At 47.3% G+C, this 15,143-nt stretch carries 16 protein-coding genes and 1 other annotated feature; of the genes, 1 reads left to right on the plus strand and 15 read right to left on the minus strand.

All coding sequences use genetic code 11. The features are described 5' to 3' along the window. Nucleotides 1-4 precede the first annotated feature (4 nt). The 9 genes from rlmB to CI597_RS06080 form a co-directional block, all read right to left on the minus strand. A complete protein-coding gene (gene rlmB, locus CI597_RS06035; protein ID WP_024726996.1) occupies nucleotides 5-745 on the minus strand; it encodes a 23S rRNA (guanosine(2251)-2'-O)-methyltransferase RlmB in 741 nt (246 codons plus the stop codon). Further along, nucleotides 742-1,173 (minus strand): Mini-ribonuclease 3, encoded by a 432-nt coding sequence (locus tag CI597_RS06040; protein ID WP_024726995.1) that lies wholly within the window; start codon nucleotides 1,171-1,173, stop codon nucleotides 742-744. Before CI597_RS06040 ends, rlmB begins: the two co-directional genes overlap by 4 nt. Then, nucleotides 1,158-2,558 (minus strand): cysteine--tRNA ligase, encoded by a 1,401-nt coding sequence (gene cysS, locus CI597_RS06045; RefSeq protein WP_024726994.1) that lies wholly within the window; start codon nucleotides 2,556-2,558, stop codon nucleotides 1,158-1,160. The genes CI597_RS06040 and cysS overlap by 16 nt, the downstream gene beginning before the upstream one ends. After that, nucleotides 2,555-3,238, minus strand: coding sequence for a serine O-acetyltransferase EpsC (gene epsC / locus CI597_RS06050; protein WP_024726993.1), 684 nt, complete (start codon nucleotides 3,236-3,238; stop codon nucleotides 2,555-2,557). Before epsC ends, cysS begins: the two co-directional genes overlap by 4 nt. Nucleotides 3,239-3,271: 33 nt before the next feature. Then, nucleotides 3,272-3,496, minus strand: a binding site (T-box leader). A gap of 44 nt (nucleotides 3,497-3,540) precedes the next feature. After that, nucleotides 3,541-4,305: an ABC transporter permease gene (locus CI597_RS06060; protein ID WP_024726991.1), complete on the minus strand. Its 765-nt coding sequence runs from the start codon at nucleotides 4,303-4,305 to the stop codon at nucleotides 3,541-3,543. Continuing rightward, nucleotides 4,299-5,213 (minus strand): ABC transporter ATP-binding protein, encoded by a 915-nt coding sequence (locus CI597_RS06065; RefSeq protein WP_024726990.1) that lies wholly within the window; start codon nucleotides 5,211-5,213, stop codon nucleotides 4,299-4,301. The genes CI597_RS06060 and CI597_RS06065 overlap by 7 nt, the downstream gene beginning before the upstream one ends. Before the next feature lie 119 nt (nucleotides 5,214-5,332). Then, nucleotides 5,333-5,890 carry a biotin transporter BioY gene (locus tag CI597_RS06070; protein WP_034549083.1) on the minus strand — a complete coding sequence of 186 codons (558 nt, stop codon included), beginning with the start codon at nucleotides 5,888-5,890 and terminating at the stop codon, nucleotides 5,333-5,335. Nucleotides 5,891-5,898: 8 nt separating this feature from the next. Continuing rightward, nucleotides 5,899-6,858: a biotin synthase BioB gene (gene bioB / locus CI597_RS06075; protein WP_024726988.1), complete on the minus strand. Its 960-nt coding sequence runs from the start codon at nucleotides 6,856-6,858 to the stop codon at nucleotides 5,899-5,901. Between the two features lie 141 nt (nucleotides 6,859-6,999). Further along, complete coding sequence (locus tag CI597_RS06080) at nucleotides 7,000-7,179, minus strand: hypothetical protein (protein WP_024726987.1); 180 nt, start codon at nucleotides 7,177-7,179, stop codon at nucleotides 7,000-7,002. A gap of 157 nt (nucleotides 7,180-7,336) precedes the next feature. Here CI597_RS06080 and CI597_RS06085 point away from each other — a divergent pair, with 157 nt between their 5' ends. Continuing rightward, nucleotides 7,337-7,570 carry an HPr family phosphocarrier protein gene (locus CI597_RS06085; RefSeq protein ID WP_024726986.1) on the plus strand — a complete coding sequence of 78 codons (234 nt, stop codon included), beginning with the start codon at nucleotides 7,337-7,339 and terminating at the stop codon, nucleotides 7,568-7,570. Nucleotides 7,571-7,643: 73 nt separating this feature from the next. Here CI597_RS06085 and CI597_RS19360 read toward each other — a convergent pair whose 3' ends face one another. From CI597_RS19360 to atpA, 6 genes are all read right to left on the minus strand, one after another. Further along, nucleotides 7,644-7,892, minus strand: a complete 249-nt coding sequence (locus CI597_RS19360; protein WP_268876112.1) for a transporter substrate-binding domain-containing protein — start codon at nucleotides 7,890-7,892, stop codon at nucleotides 7,644-7,646. A gap of 127 nt (nucleotides 7,893-8,019) precedes the next feature. Then, nucleotides 8,020-10,632 (minus strand): cation-translocating P-type ATPase, encoded by a 2,613-nt coding sequence (locus CI597_RS06095; protein WP_024726985.1) that lies wholly within the window; start codon nucleotides 10,630-10,632, stop codon nucleotides 8,020-8,022. A gap of 252 nt (nucleotides 10,633-10,884) precedes the next feature. Beyond that, entirely contained in the window at nucleotides 10,885-11,298 is a 414-nt protein-coding gene (gene atpC, locus CI597_RS06100; protein ID WP_034549080.1) for an ATP synthase F1 subunit epsilon, read from the minus strand. Nucleotides 11,299-11,307: 9 nt separating this feature from the next. Then, on the minus strand, nucleotides 11,308-12,708 hold the full coding sequence (gene atpD, locus CI597_RS06105) for a F0F1 ATP synthase subunit beta (RefSeq protein WP_024726983.1): 1,401 nt from the start codon (nucleotides 12,706-12,708) through the stop codon (nucleotides 11,308-11,310). Between the two features lie 37 nt (nucleotides 12,709-12,745). Continuing rightward, nucleotides 12,746-13,633 (minus strand): ATP synthase F1 subunit gamma, encoded by an 888-nt coding sequence (gene atpG, locus CI597_RS06110; RefSeq protein ID WP_006568945.1) that lies wholly within the window; start codon nucleotides 13,631-13,633, stop codon nucleotides 12,746-12,748. Nucleotides 13,634-13,643: 10 nt separating this feature from the next. Beyond that, entirely contained in the window at nucleotides 13,644-15,143 is a 1,500-nt protein-coding gene (gene atpA / locus CI597_RS06115; RefSeq protein WP_024726982.1) for a F0F1 ATP synthase subunit alpha, read from the minus strand.

The following is a 15,143-nucleotide window of genomic DNA, read 5'->3' on the forward strand; positions in this document are numbered from 1 at the left end:
TCCCCTATTTTAAAAGTCTCTGCCTCACGATCTCATAAGCCAGCACGCCGGCTGCAACCGATGCGTTCAGAGAATCAATATCGCCGTTCATCGGAATAGAAGCGGTATAATCACACTTCTCCTTCACAAGGCGGCTGACACCGCTGCCCTCATTTCCGATGACCAGTCCTATAGGACCGGTTAAATTCTGGCGGTACATGATGTCTCCATCCATATCGGCACAGACAAACCATAACCCCCGCTCCTTCAGTTCTTCCATCGTCTTTGACAAGTTGGTCACTTTCACCACCGGGGTATAATTAAGCGCTCCTGCGGATGTTTTTGCCACCGTCGGGGTCAGTCCCACTGCCCTTCTTTTAGGAATGATGACGCCATGAGCCCCGGCAAGATTTGCTGTTCTTATAATAGCTCCCAGATTGTGAGGATCTTCAATACCGTCCAGAAGAATAAAAAACGGATCTTCGTTCTTCTCCTCTGCCCTGGCAAACAGATCTTCTATCTGTGCATATTCATAGGCCGCGGCCATTGCGACCACACCCTGGTGATGTTCCTTGGTAAGCTGATCCAAACGTTCTTTTTCTACAAAATTCAGAACTGCGTCTGTTTTTTTTGCCTCCCGGACGATCGTCCGGACAGGACCGTCCTGGCATCCGTCCAGAATATAGATCTTATCGATGGGCTTTCCCGCTCTCAGTGCCTCCAGCACCGCATTTCTTCCCGCCAGCAGATATTCTTCGTAACTCATTCATTTTCTCCTACATCTAATCCTATTTTAATCAGCTCCACAGCCCGTGCCATCCTCCCGGATAAGTACAGATATCCGATCAGGGCTTCGATCCCTGTCGCCATCCGGTATTCCACGATCGAAGCATTTTTTGCGGCCGTAGCGGATTTGGCATTTCTGCCGCGCTTATAGACGGCTGTCTCTTCGTCTGTGAGCCTTTCTTTTATATTATCATAAACCCTGGCCTGAGTGGAAGCTTTTACCAAACTGCTGGACTTTTTGTGATATTTATTCACGCTCATGTTTCCTTCAGAGATAACCAGTGTCCGAACGGCGATCTCATAGACCGCATCTCCGATATAGGCGAGTCCGAGGGGTGAGTAAGTCTTAGGATCGATTTCAGGCAGGTCAAGCCCCTTTGTCATAAATTCAATTAAGCTCGTTTCCATTTTACGCCTTCTCTTGTATCCTTTAAAATAATCCCTTTTTCTAACAGTTCATCCCTGATCTCATCTGCTCTGGCGAAATCTTTTTCTTTTCTCGCCTGCTGACGTTCCTCGATCAGCCTTTCAATCTCTTCATCCAGAATTTCTTCTTCCTGCTTTGTCTCGATCCCGAGTACTCCGCACAGCGTTTCCATGATTTCCAGAAGCTTTGCCGCATAATCAGAGGATGACTCTTTTACGGTTGTATTGGCCAACTTCACAAGTTCAAAGATAGCAGAAACGGCATCCGCCGTGTTGAAATCGTCTTCCATGGCATCTTCAAATTTGCCGACCAGTTTTCCGGCTTCGTTAAGATGCTCTTCTTCCACTTTGTTCACGGCTGATCCTGTCTTTTCCGCCTGATCCCTTACAAGTTCAATGGCTGTGAGAATACGGTCCAGTCCGTTCTTTGCAGATTCAACCAGTGTATCGCTGAAATTCAGCGGATTGCGGTAATGAGCGCTCAGCATAAAAAACCGGATGACCTGAAGCGGATATTTTTCACTGATCTCCCTGACGGTAAAAAAGTTGCCGGCTGATTTGGACATCTTTTGATTGTCGATATTGAGGAATCCGTTGTGCATCCAGTAGTTTGCAAAACATTCGTCGTTGCAGGCTTCGCTCTGGGCGATTTCGTTTTCGTGATGCGGGAAGATAAGGTCTTCTCCTCCCGCATGAATATCGATCGTATCTCCGATATACTTTTTCGACATTTCGGAACACTCGATATGCCATCCCGGGCGGCCTTCTCCCCACGGAGACGGCCATGCGATCTCACCTTCTTTTTTAGGCTTCCAGAGTACAAAATCCAACGGATCTTGTTTGCCTTCTTCCCCGCGGACTTTGATGTCCCTGTGGCCTGCCTCCAAGTCATCGATGTTCTTTTTGGAAAGCTTTCCGTAGCCGTCAAAAGAACGGGTTTTAAAGTAAACGGTACCGTTTGCTTCGTAGGCATGCCCTTTTTCGATCAAGGTCCCAATCATGCGGATCATTCCGTCGATCTCTTCTGTGGCTTTCGGCTGGTGGGTCGCCGGCTTTACATTTAGGCCCTCCATATCTTTTTTGCACTCTTTGATGTAGCGCTCCGCGATTTCTGTGGCAGACACTCCTTCTTCATTGGCCTTTTTTATGATCTTATCGTCTACATCCGTAAAGTTAGAGACATAATTGACATCATATCCCTTGTATTCAAAATATCTGCGGACCGTGTCAAAAATGATCATCGGCCGTGCATTCCCGATATGAATGTAATTATAAACAGTCGGGCCGCACACGTACATGCCCACTTTCCCTGGATGTACCGGAACAAACTCCTCTTTTTGTCTTGTCAGTGTATTATAGATCTTCATTCTTTATCTCCTTTCGCAGCATCCTCTACACGTTTGCAGTGCTCCATAAATATATTGAGAGCACTTCTTAACTCAGCATTTTCCTTAGCCAGCTTCTCAATATCCATATCAACCGGATCCGGAAGGTCAATCTGGTTAAGTTCCAGACTCTGAATCCTGGTCCCGTCTCTCTTGATCACTCTGCCCGGCACTCCGACCACTGTCGAGTTGGGCGGCACATCGGAAACCACAACCGAACCTGCTCCTATCTTGGAATTCTTCCCAATCGTGATCGATCCTAGTACTTTCGCCCCGGCGCTGATCAAAACATTATCCTCAATGGTGGGATGGCGCTTCCCGGTTTCATTTCCGGTGCCTCCCAGCGTAACTCCCTGGTAAATGGTCACATTGTCGCCGATAATCGTAGTCTCGCCGATGACAACCCCATGTCCGTGGTCAATGAACAGCCCTTTTCCTATCTGTGCTCCCGGATGGATCTCAATTCCGGTCTTCCTGGCAATCTTTTGTGAAATCTTTCTGGCCTTATAAAAATTCCCTTCCTTATATAATTGGTGTGTGATCCGGTACCAATATAAAGCCCTGACATAAGGATAAAGATATACTTCCTTTTGGTTTTTAAGGGCCGGGTCCCGGTCCTTTATGATGTCAAACTGGCTTTTTGCAAACTCTCTAAAGCCCATACTTACCTCCAAACAAAAAAACTCCGTCTCAAAAAAAGAGACGAAGTTGTATCCGCGGTTCCACTCTTACTTAAAGTATCCTTAAGGATGCTTTCCCTTAACCTTCCGTTAACGCCGGCCACGTACAGGACTACTGCCGCTTCGCCCTGTCTGCTCCCAGAGGCATTCCCAACACATTTCCTAAAAACTGCTTTCAGCCGGTGACAGTTTCTCTCTGTTAGTTCCAGTGAAGGTACTCTTTCTGTTCTGCGCATTTCACTTACCATATAGTTTATGCGCTTTCCTTAAAAATGTCAACCGGGTTATTTGATATCCACTTGTTTAAAATGCATGACTCCGCCGGCCGCGGCAGCGATAAGAAATACGATTCCGGTTAATATCCCGGGAAGAAGTTCGGCATGTTGTACTCCGCTCTGTATGATCTGAGCCAGCATGTTGCTCGGCCAGTATTTTGACAGCTGCACCGTATGCCCCAAAAGTTTTGTGAGTCCCATATCCCCATATACTGCAATGATTCCAATAACGTCCAGCCCAATGATGGCAACTGGAAGGACAAATTGTGTCTTCCTTATTATAAATGCGGCCATAACATACAGAGATGTGATGCTGAGGACCAGAATATATTTTGTGAACAAAAAGCCTGCGGTATCGCTTATGACAGTCCCGCTCATATCCCCGGTTTTCCAGTAAAACATAGCAGTGATTCCCACAATTACAACGCTCGCCGCAAAATAAACCGTTGCCAGCAGGACGCTCACGATCCACTTGGAAGCAAAGATTTTATTTCTCTCATAATGCTTTGATGCCAGATTTTTAATGGTTCCACAGGTATATTCACTGCCTATGAACAGAGAGATAACGATTGCCAACAAAATCTGATAAGAGATATCTGTCCCCTGTATCCTTGAAATGACCGTCGTCTGCGTCCCTGTACCTCCGCCCATTTTTTCCACAAGATGATAAAGGAAATTCTCAGATCCCATCAGCAAAAGGAACAGGACTCCGCATACACGAAATGACGTTGATTTTAACAATTTATAAATATCTGCCCGAATTAAATTTAACATGCCGCACCTCCCACTGCTCTTAAAAAGTATTTTTCCAGATCCATATTTTCCACAAAGATTTCTTCTACCTGGATTCCTTCCTGCATAAGCACCTTATTGACTTTCCCCGGCTTTTCAAAAAATCCGTAGACCTTTAACTCTTCTTCTCCTACCATCTGGAATGCTTCTGCCGAAAAATGCTCTCTCATAACTTTGCACGCCTTCTCCCTCTGTTCCTTCGGCATCTTTACCGTAAGACTGGACTGACTCTGCCTGTTTAATTCTTCTTCCGTAAATTCCTGAATCAGCTCACCCTTATGGATGATACCGTATCTGGTAGCCAGTTTCGATAACTCTCCCAAAATATGGCTTGATATCAAAACCGTGATATGATGTTCCTGATTCAGCTCCTGGATCAATTCTCTGATCTCACGGATTCCTACCGGATCAAGCCCGTTGGTAGGTTCATCCAGGATTAAAAATTCCGGATCGCCCAAAAGTGCAATGGCGATCGCCAGCCTCTGCTTCATGCCAAGGGAGAAATTTTTCACCTTCTTCTTTTTGGTATCTGCAAGCCCCACCTTTATGAGGACTTCCTCAATCTTTTTCGGATCTTTCAGTCCCCTGAGCTTCATCTCCACCATGAGATTTTCTCTGGCCGTCATACCGGGAATCAGCGCCGGATATTCAATCACTGTCCCGATCTTTTCCCTTGCCTTGACCAGATCATAGGAACCGAACAGGGAAAGCCTGCCGGAAGAGGGTTTGGCCAATCCTGCCATCATCCGGATCATGGTGGTCTTCCCTGCACCGTTCTCTCCGATAAATCCGTAAATATCTCCCTTTTTTACTTCCATACTGACATTTCTCACTGCTATTTGTTTTCCAAAGGATTTTGTAATCTCCTCTGCATTCACAATCGTGTCCATAGAATCCTCCTTGTACCATCGTATTATTGTACTGATCTTTTAATACAATAATACGATGGTACAAATAATTTGTCAATAAAAAAGACATGAAAAAATTTCTTTTTCATGCCTTTTCTCTGCTATGAAGACGCTGACGCCGTTTGCTTCACCGTCTGCCGGATGCTGTTTCCTATCGCCGCAGCCAGTATCATTTTCACCAGGTCCCCCGGCAAATACGGGATGACTCCGGCCATGAGGCCCTGGAGCGGTGTAAGGTTCATCTGCGAACAGAGCCAAACAGTCCCGAACAGATATGCCGCCAGCGTTCCGATCACCATTCCCGCAAATTGTATGGTTCTTTTTCCTCCGGAATGATCCGCTGCAAATCCACAGACTGCAGCCGTCAATACGAATCCGATCAAATATCCTCCCGTAGGGCCGGCAAGCTTAGACAGGCCCCCCGTAAATCCTGAAAAAACCGGGAGTCCCGCTGTGCCAAGCAGCAGATAGATCACATAACTCACAGTGCCGGATTTGCACCCAAGTACAAATGCCGTCAAATAAATAACCAGATTTGTGAGTGAAATGGGAATCGGTGTAAACGGCAGCGGAACAGAAAGCGGTCCCGCAACGCACATGAGTGCCGACATCAGTCCTATGAGTGTCATCTGCCTTGTTTCTAGTCTCTTCATAGTCATTCTCCTCCTTATGTCAATGAAAATCCAAGCTGTGAAAACATCTTTCTGTCGTCTTCCACCCTGTTGCCGGATGTAGTGAGCATATCACCAGTGATCGCTCCGTTGGCCCCGGAACAAAACGCCTCTCTTCCGCAGTCTTCCATCAAATTCCGCCCTGCCGCCAGACGGATTTCTGCCTTGGGATTTAAGAGCCGGAACACTGCAACTGCCCTCAGTATTTCCTCTTCGCCGAGCCTTTTTCTGCCTTCCAGAGGAGTTCCTTCAATCGGCGTAAGAACATTGATCGGAATAGAATCAACTCCGAGTCCTGCGAGTTCAAGGGCCAAAGACAGCCTGTCCTCCTCTGTCTCACCCATTCCGATGATCCCGCCGGAACAGATCTCAAGGCCTGCTTTCTTTGCCCTCTCAATATTTGAGATCTTGTCAACATATGTATGAGTCGTGCAGATCTCAGAGAAAAAACGTCTTGATGTTTCTAAATTACAGTGATATCGTGTGACTCCATTTCTTTTCAGATCTAAAAAAGCTTCATAAGACAGAAATCCGTGGGATGCACAAAGGGAAACACTGCACTGTTCATACATAGCACGATAGGCCTTTAAAGCTCTTGAAAAATCTTCTCCCTCAAGAGATTTTCCGGCTGTCACGATAGAGTACCTGTGTATTCCTTTTCTTTCCTGCATCCGGCAGTCCTTCAAAATCTCTTCGGCCGGAAGAAATGCATATTCGTCCGCCTGAGTCCGGTGATGGGATGACTGTGCACAAAACCTGCAGTCCTCGCTACACTTTCCGCTTTTCCCATTGATGATCGTACAGAGATCGCCGTGGTCTTTGCAAAAATGCTTTCTGATCCTGTCTGCCGACCGGCACAGCATCTCAAGATCCGCATCCAGCAAAAACAATACATCTTCTATTTTGGTCTGTCCCTGTTCTCCTGAAAGGATCTGTCTTTTAAATTCCTCCAGCATATAAACTCCTTTCTCTTTCCCGCTTCGTTAATGAAGTATACGCTATGAATTCCAAATTGTCAACCACAATAATTATATAGGTTTACAATTCAGTTAAATGAAAACGTGCGCTGCATAATGACGCACGTCTCAGATTCTATTTTATTCTTTCTCTTCAAGGATGCCTAATTCCTTAATCCGTTCCTCAATCTTTTTCATAGATTCCTCATAGGTAAGTCCGTCTTCCGTATCTTTTTCCTGTACATCGGCACGCTTTTCCAGCAATTCGTCGATATCTTTACTGTATGGATTATTGTCTGTCACTCTTGTTAAAAGTCCCATGCATCTTCCTCCCTGCTTTCTTCTCTCCCTTTTCGCTGACCTTTATTTTATTCATTTTATCCGTTTCTTGTCAATATATTCTTATGAGAAATTTGACTTTCCGCTCAAAAAATTGTACCATGACATTGCATCAGCAAAGAAGAAAGGGGTGTTTGATATGAAAACCTATAAAATATTGTTAGATTCCATAGACAAAGTAAAAGACTTTGTCAACTTGATCAACCGGTTTAAATCCGAGATAGATTTAGCATCCGGCCGCTATGTTGTCGATGCAAAATCCATTATGGGCATTTTCAGCCTGGAATTGTCCAAACCGCTGCTCCTCACCGTTTACGGCGAAGACGAACTGGAAGACATTGAAAATGCATTAGAGCCATTTATTTTAAACTAAAAGGAAATGCCGTATCCCCGTTTTATTCTCTGGGGTACGGCGCTTTTTTATGAGTTTTTTACCACTATTTCCATCACGCTTTGAAATGCGTTCCTCCACGGCTGCTCCCCATACTGTACTTTGGATATGCAAAATAAGGCTTCAATTCCTTGGCATAGTAGGCGCCTCCCAATACATCATACTTTCCATCGGCCAGATCCTGTATAAAGGTATCTGATGTGGTCGGAACATATTCGTACTCCCAGTTCGTATATTTTGCGATCTCGTTCAGATAATCCGGCGTCAGCCCGGTATAATTTCCGTATTTATCTTTTTCGCATATCCCCTTTTTCTGATCATCACTGTCTCTATTCCGTTCTCTTCATTTTAAAGCTTTTCTCTCTTTCTGACAAGAAAAAGGGAGCCGATTCCCAAAATAAAATTAGGATTCGGCTCCTTTTGTCATCAACTTATAATATCCGCACTCTCACTCTTATGGCTTTCAGCAGCTGGATCAGCGGAAGATTTGCCAGTGCCAGTCCATATACGGTAAACAGCTGCTGCATATTCAGTGTCTGGACTTTAAACAATGTATGAAGCGAAGGTATAGTCATTACACATGTCATCAGAATTACTCCAAGTATAAATGCACCGATCAGATACATATTGTCGAAAAATTTTCTTGTAAACAGCACCGGATGATTTGACTTGCAGTTAAAGCTGTGCACCAGCCTCGACATACAGAGCGTTCCAAATGCCATTGTGCTTGCCAGAAGAGCATTTTGTTCACGGTATCCGATCATAAATCCGATCATCGTCATGACTCCGATCACAAATCCTTCGATCCCGATATTAACCAGGAAATCTTTTGTGAGTATAGATTCGTTCACAGGCCTCGGTTTCTCTTCCATCACCTTGTCGGTGTGGGGTTCCAGTCCGAGTGCGATGGCCGGAAGGCTGTCTGTAAGCAGGTTGATAAACAGTAAATGCACCGGAGCAAACGGAACCGGAAGTGCAGCGATAGACGCATAAAGCACCGCAAGGATTCCCGCAAAGTTTCCCGACAGCAGGAACTGGATCGCATTCTTTATGTTTCTGTACAAATTCCTTCCGTTTTCCACTGCCTTTACGATGGTCGCAAAGTTATCGTCTGTAAGCACCATTGAGGAAGCGTCCTTGGAGACTTCACTTCCCGTGATCCCCATTGCCACACCGATGTCTGCCTGCTTGAGCGCCGGTGCGTCGTTGACCCCGTCACCTGTCATAGAGACGATATTGCCTTTTCTCTGCCATGTCTGTACGATCCGGATCTTGTGTTCCGGCGAAACTCTCGCGTAAACAGAAATCCCTTCCACAAATTTTTCAAGCTCCTGATCGGACATATGATCGATCTCAGAACCCTCACAGGCTTCGCTTTCATGTTTTAATATCCCAATACGCTTCGCTATGGCAGCGGCAGTTACTTTGTGGTCTCCCGTAATCATAATCGGGCGTATCCCTGCCTGGATGCACTGCGCTACCGCAGACCTAGATTCATTTCTCGGAGGGTCCATCATAGAGATCAGTCCAAGGAAAGTATAGCCGTTTTCATCATCCGGCGTGAGCCGTTTCCCTTTTTCTATGGTCTTGTATGCGATTGCTAAAACTCTCAGGCCGTTCCGTGAAAATTCCTGGTTGCAGGCTTCAATCTGTTTTTTATCCCAGTTGGTAATCACTGTGGTTTTATCGCCTTTTTGAATGGATACCAGCCGGTTCAGAAGCACGTCCACAGCCCCTTTTGTTACCATGACATATCCGTTTTCCATGTCATGCACCGTAGACATTAGTTTCCGGTCACTGTCAAAGGGTATCTCCGCCACCCTCGGGTAGAAACACCGAACGCTCTCGGCTTTCCTTCCCAGCTTGTCCCCCAGATTGATCAGCGCAGTCTCCGTGGGATCTCCAATCTCCTCGCCGTTGACGTTCGTAGAGTCGTTGCAGAGCATACTGTAATCCAGCAGCTGTTTCTGGGCCGGTTTCTTCAGGTCAATATGGGCGGCAGGAATCCTGACACCTCCCACATAATAGTCTTCCACTGTCATCTTATTCTGCGTAAGCGTACCGGTCTTGTCGGAACAGATGACAGACACACTTCCCAGTCCTTCCACTGCCTGGAGTTTTCTGATGATCGCATGTTCCTTGGCCATCTTCTGTGTTCCAAAGGAGAGAACGATCGTCACGATGGAACTTAACGCTTCCGGGATTGCCGCAACCGCCAATGCTACGGCAAACATAAATGCGTCTCCCATATCCTCGCCCCGGATGACACTGATCCCAAACAGGATTCCGCAGAATACCAGGATCAAAAGGGAGAGTTTTTGTCCGAACTGATCCAGATTGACCTGGAGAGGAGTCCTTTTTTCCTCTGTATTTTTCAGCATTCCCGCAATCTTTCCGACTTCCGTGTCCATTCCCACCCCTGTCACGAGGAATTTCCCTCTTCCATAGGTGACAAAACTTCCCGAATACACCATATTGGTCCGGTCTCCCAGCGGAACCTGGCTGATGATGATGCCGGCGGTCTTTTCTACGCCCAGGCTTTCCCCGGTCAGCGCACTCTCGTCCACTTTTAAGCTGGCTGATTCTAAGATTCTTCCATCCGCGGGTATGGAATCCCCTGCCTCCAGGAGTATCTCATCCCCCACAGTCACTTCTCTGGACGGAATCTGTACGGTGATCCCGTCCCGGATCACCTTGGCCGTCGGTGCCGACAGCTGTTTTAAGCTGTTCAGGGATTGTTCTGCCTTCACGGTCTGAACGGTACCGAGGACGGCATTGACCGTGATGACGACCAAAATAACCGCGGTGCTCTCCACATCTCCCAGAAATCCTGATACAGTAGCTGCGATGATCAGAATAATAACGAGAAAGTCCTTAAACTGTTCGAGAAAGATCTGCAGTACACTTTTCTTTTTCCCTTCGACCAGTTCATTGTACCCATACTGTTTTTGATGTTCCGTGACCTGTGCAGCGCTCAAAGGTTCCATCGAGCCGTTCAGTCGCTTCCTGACTTCTTCTGCTGTCTGTTGGTAAAACTCTTTCATATTTCATCATTCTCCATTTCTATATGTATTTTCTTTCTTTTTCCGACGAAAAAAACAGCGAGACTTTTACTGCATCTTTCGTGCAATAAAAGTCTCGCTGTTTCATTACGATACGGATGAATTTCTTCATCGAGATTGACGACACCGCAAACGATTTGCTCGCCAGCTACTCCCTTTTATTAAAGTTTATATTAGCGGATTCTCTTTGGCTTGTCAACTAATTGTTGTCGACTTTCCGGCTCGAATTTTGCCTTATAAATGCTTGCCCGTCACCTTGAGCCTTGCTATGGCCCTGGAAAGCGCGGCTTTGCTGTGATAGTACTCCTTCTGGCTTTCCTTCTGCCTGAGTCTTTCCTGGGCGCGCTCTTTTGCTTCCTCTGCCCGCCGGATATCAATTTCATCCGGCCATTCTACCGTGTCTGCCAGGAGAACGACGAACTCCGGCATGATCTCTACAAAGCCGTCGCCCACAGCTGCTTCTTTCCACTCACCGTTTACTTTGAACCTGAGTGCTCCTGTCTTCACCGCGGTCACCATGGACTCATGGTTGGGCAGGATGCCCTGTTCACCATCGATCGCCGGAAAGATCATCATCTCACATTCACCGTTATAAAACTTTCGGTCACTGGCCGTAATCTCCAGATAAAAGGTCTTTCCCATGCTCATCCCTCTTTCTTACGCTTCCTTGGCCGTTTCGCTCTTTGCCTTCTCAATGACTTCATCGATTGTTCCCACCATAAAGAATGCATTTTCCGGATATTCGTCCAGCTCTCCGCTTATAATGGCTTTAAATCCACGGATGGTCTCGCTCACCGGCACATATTTGCCCTTCATGCCGGTAAAATTCTCTGCCACATGAAACGGCTGTGAAAGGAATTTCTGGATCTTTCGGGCACGGTAAACCGCGAGTTTATCATCTTCATCCAGTTCCTCCATTCCCAGGATAGAGATGATATCCTGAAGCTCTTTATACTTCTGAAGAAGCTCCTGAACCTGCATTGCCACCTCGTAATGTTCCTCCCCAACCACTTCCGCTTCCAGAATTCTGGATGTGGATTCCAGCGGATCTACCGCAGGATAGATTCCCTGTTCTACAATCTTTCTGGAAAGCACCGTGGTGGCGTCCAGATGGGCAAAGGTCGTTGCCGGGGCCGGGTCCGTCAAATCATCCGCAGGCACATAGACGGCCTGCACAGAAGTGATCGATCCATTTTTCGTGGACGTGATCCTCTCCTGAAGCTCTCCAACTTCATTGGCCAGCGTCGGCTGGTAGCCGACGGCAGAAGGCATACGGCCCAGCAGTGCGGATACCTCGGAGCCTGCCTGCACGTAACGGAAAATATTATCGATGAACAGCAGCACATTTTGATGTTCCCTGTCTCTGAAATACTCTGCCATCGTAAGACCGGTCTGTGCCACTCTCATGCGGGCTCCCGGCGGTTCGTTCATCTGTCCGAACACCAGGGCTGTCTTGTCGATGACCCCGGATTCATTCATCTCTGTCCACAGGTCATTTCCCTCTCTGGAACGCTCTCCCACGCCGGTAAAAATAGAATATCCGCCGTGTTCAGTGGCGATGTTGTGGATCAGCTCCTGGATCAGCACCGTTTTGCCCACTCCGGCACCGCCGAACAGTCCGACTTTACCGCCCTTGGCATAAGGCGCCAGAAGGTCGATGACTTTAATTCCTGTCTCCAGGATCTCCACGACCGGGCTCTGTTCCTCAAAAGTAGGAGGGTCCCTGTGGATGACCCACTGCTCTTCCCCTTCGACCTGCTCTTTTCCGTCAATATTCTGCCCCAGCACATTGAACATCCTGCCCAGTGTCTGTCTGCCTACCGGAACCGTAATTCCTGCTCCTGTAGCTGTCACCTCCATATCTTTTGACAGCCCTTCGCTGGATGCGAGCAGGATACAGCGGACAATATTGTTCCCCATATGCTGGGCAGCTTCCATGACAAGTTTTTTGCCGTTCAGTTCTACCGTCAGCGCATCTTTGATCAGCGGAAGATACCCGCCGTCAAATTCCACGTCCACGACCGGACCTAAAACCTGTACGATTTTTCCCTTTTCCATATCTTCACCACAATTCTTTCTATATCTAAATCAATTATTATTTCTTTTGAAACGCTTTCGCGCCGCTTACAATCTCTGTAATCTCCTGGGTGATTGCCGCCTGTCTTGCACGGTTATACAATAGTGACAGCTCCCTGATCATGTCTTTTGCACTTTCCGTGGCCCCCTGCATCGCCATCATACGCGCATTCTGCTCGCTGGAAAATGACTCTACCAGAGCTCCATAGATCAGGCCCTTTACATAGTTGGGCACCAAATGATCCATGACCACTTTTGGAGACGGAGAATAGTCGGCAATCTTGTGATACTTTTCGAGTTCCACATTCATTTCCTCAAAGCTCTGCCGTTTCAGCGGCAGGATCTGGATAATCTCAGGCTCTGCCTTTAAAGGCGTTACCATCTTTGTATAAATAATATAGATCTCATCCAGCTTTTCCTTCCTGTAAAGATCGACCAATGTTTCCGCAATATTTCTGGCACGCCACATGCTGGGGTCCTGGGCGGTATAGAGAAACTCCATGTCAATCCTGACATTCTTCTTCGTAAAATACTTCCTTCCCATCTGGCCGATGACAAACAGGGTATTATCATTTCCCTGTGCCAGGCGCTCCTGTGCAAGCTTCAGCACATTGTGGTTATAGGCTCCCGCCATCCCCTTATCAGCCGTCATGACCACATATCCCCGCTTTTTATCCTCCGGCTTAATCTTTTTTCTCTGGTCAAAAAAGGTATGGTTAATGTCCGGCGAATGAAACAGAATATCTTTGATCGTCGACTGGAGCAGTTCAAAATACGGAGCCGTGGCGTCCAGCTTTTCCCTTGCCTTCCGAAGCTTTGTGGAAGAGATCAGATACATTGCGTTGGTGATCTTCATGGTCTCCTGAATACTCTTCATTCTAGAGCGGATTTCTGTCATATTTGCCATGTATGCTCACCTACTTTTTAAATTCTTTTACTGCTTGAACGATCTTCTCTGCCATCTCATCTGTCAATACCTTCTTCTCGTCGATCTCACTGGCCAGTTCCCCGTATTTTGCCTCAAAGAAGGATACCAGATCTTCCGTAAAGGCTTTGACATCTTCTGTCGGAACATCCATGAGCAGACGGTTATTGGCCGCACATAAGAGAATGACCTGTTTGTGCAGGCTCATCGGATGATAAAGCGGCTGTTTCAATAATTCCACAAGCCTGTTTCCATGATCAAGGAGTTCCTTGGTCTGCGGGTCCAGATCCGAACTGAACTGGGTAAAGACCTCCATCTCCCGGAACTGAGCCAGGTCGATTCTCAGACTTCCCGAAACTTTTTTCATGGCTTTTGTCTGTGCCGCCCCTCCTACACGAGAAACAGACAGACCCACATTGACTGCCGGCCGGATGCCGGAGAAGAACAGATCACTCTCTAAGAATATCTGTCCGTCTGTGATGGAAATGACATTGGTAGGAATATAGGCGGATACATCGCCCGCCAGAGTCTCAATGATCGGCAGCGCCGTGATAGACCCTCCTCCGTGTTCTTCATTCAGTCTGCATGAACGCTCAAGCAGCCTTGAATGCAGGTAGAATACATCTCCGGGATATGCTTCCCGTCCCGGCGGCCTCTGTAAGAGCAGAGACATGGCACGGTAAGCCACCGCATGTTTTGACAGGTCATCATAGACTATCAAAACGTCTTTTCCTTTGTCCATGAAATACTCTGCCATGGCCGTGCCGGAATACGGCGCGATATACTGAACCGGAGCCACATCGCTTGCCGATGCGGATACGACGATTGAATAGTCCATGGCGTCGTGCTTCTTCAGTGTGGAAACAATTTTAGCCAGAGTGGATGCTTTCTGCCCGATGGCTACATACACACAGATGACGTCTTTGCCCTTCTGGTTCAAAATTGTGTCCACAGCGATGGACGTTTTGCCGGTCTGACGGTCGCCGATGATCAGCTCTCTCTGTCCCCGTCCGATCGGAAACATCGCGTCAATGGCAAGGATTCCTGTCTCCAGCGGAACGTCTACGGATTTTCTGTCGATGACTCCCGCCGCTTCTCTCTCAATCGGGAGATACGCGTCAGTCCTGATCGGTCCGTTACCATCAATGGGAGCGCCCAGCGCATTGACCACGCGCCCGACCAAAGCGTCCCCGACCGGTACTCCGGCACGCTTGCCGCTTCTAACGACTTTGGAGCCTTCGATCAGCCCGTGATCACTTCCCAACAGCACACAGCCGATGGTCTTCATTTCCAGATTCTGCACAATACCTCTGGTACCGTTCTCAAACTCTACCAGTTCCCCGTACATCGCATGATTTAAACCATGCACGGCCGCAATACCGTCGCCTACCTGGATGACTGTTCCTTCCTCCTGCACCTCGATCTTATTTTCATAATCTTCTATCTCACTTTTTAAAACGGAAATAATTCCTTCCGGATTTATATTGCCCAA

The sequence above is a fragment of the Anaerostipes hominis (ex Lee et al. 2021) genome (assembly GCF_002270485.1).
Taxonomy (GTDB): domain Bacteria; phylum Bacillota; class Clostridia; order Lachnospirales; family Lachnospiraceae; genus Anaerostipes; species Anaerostipes hominis.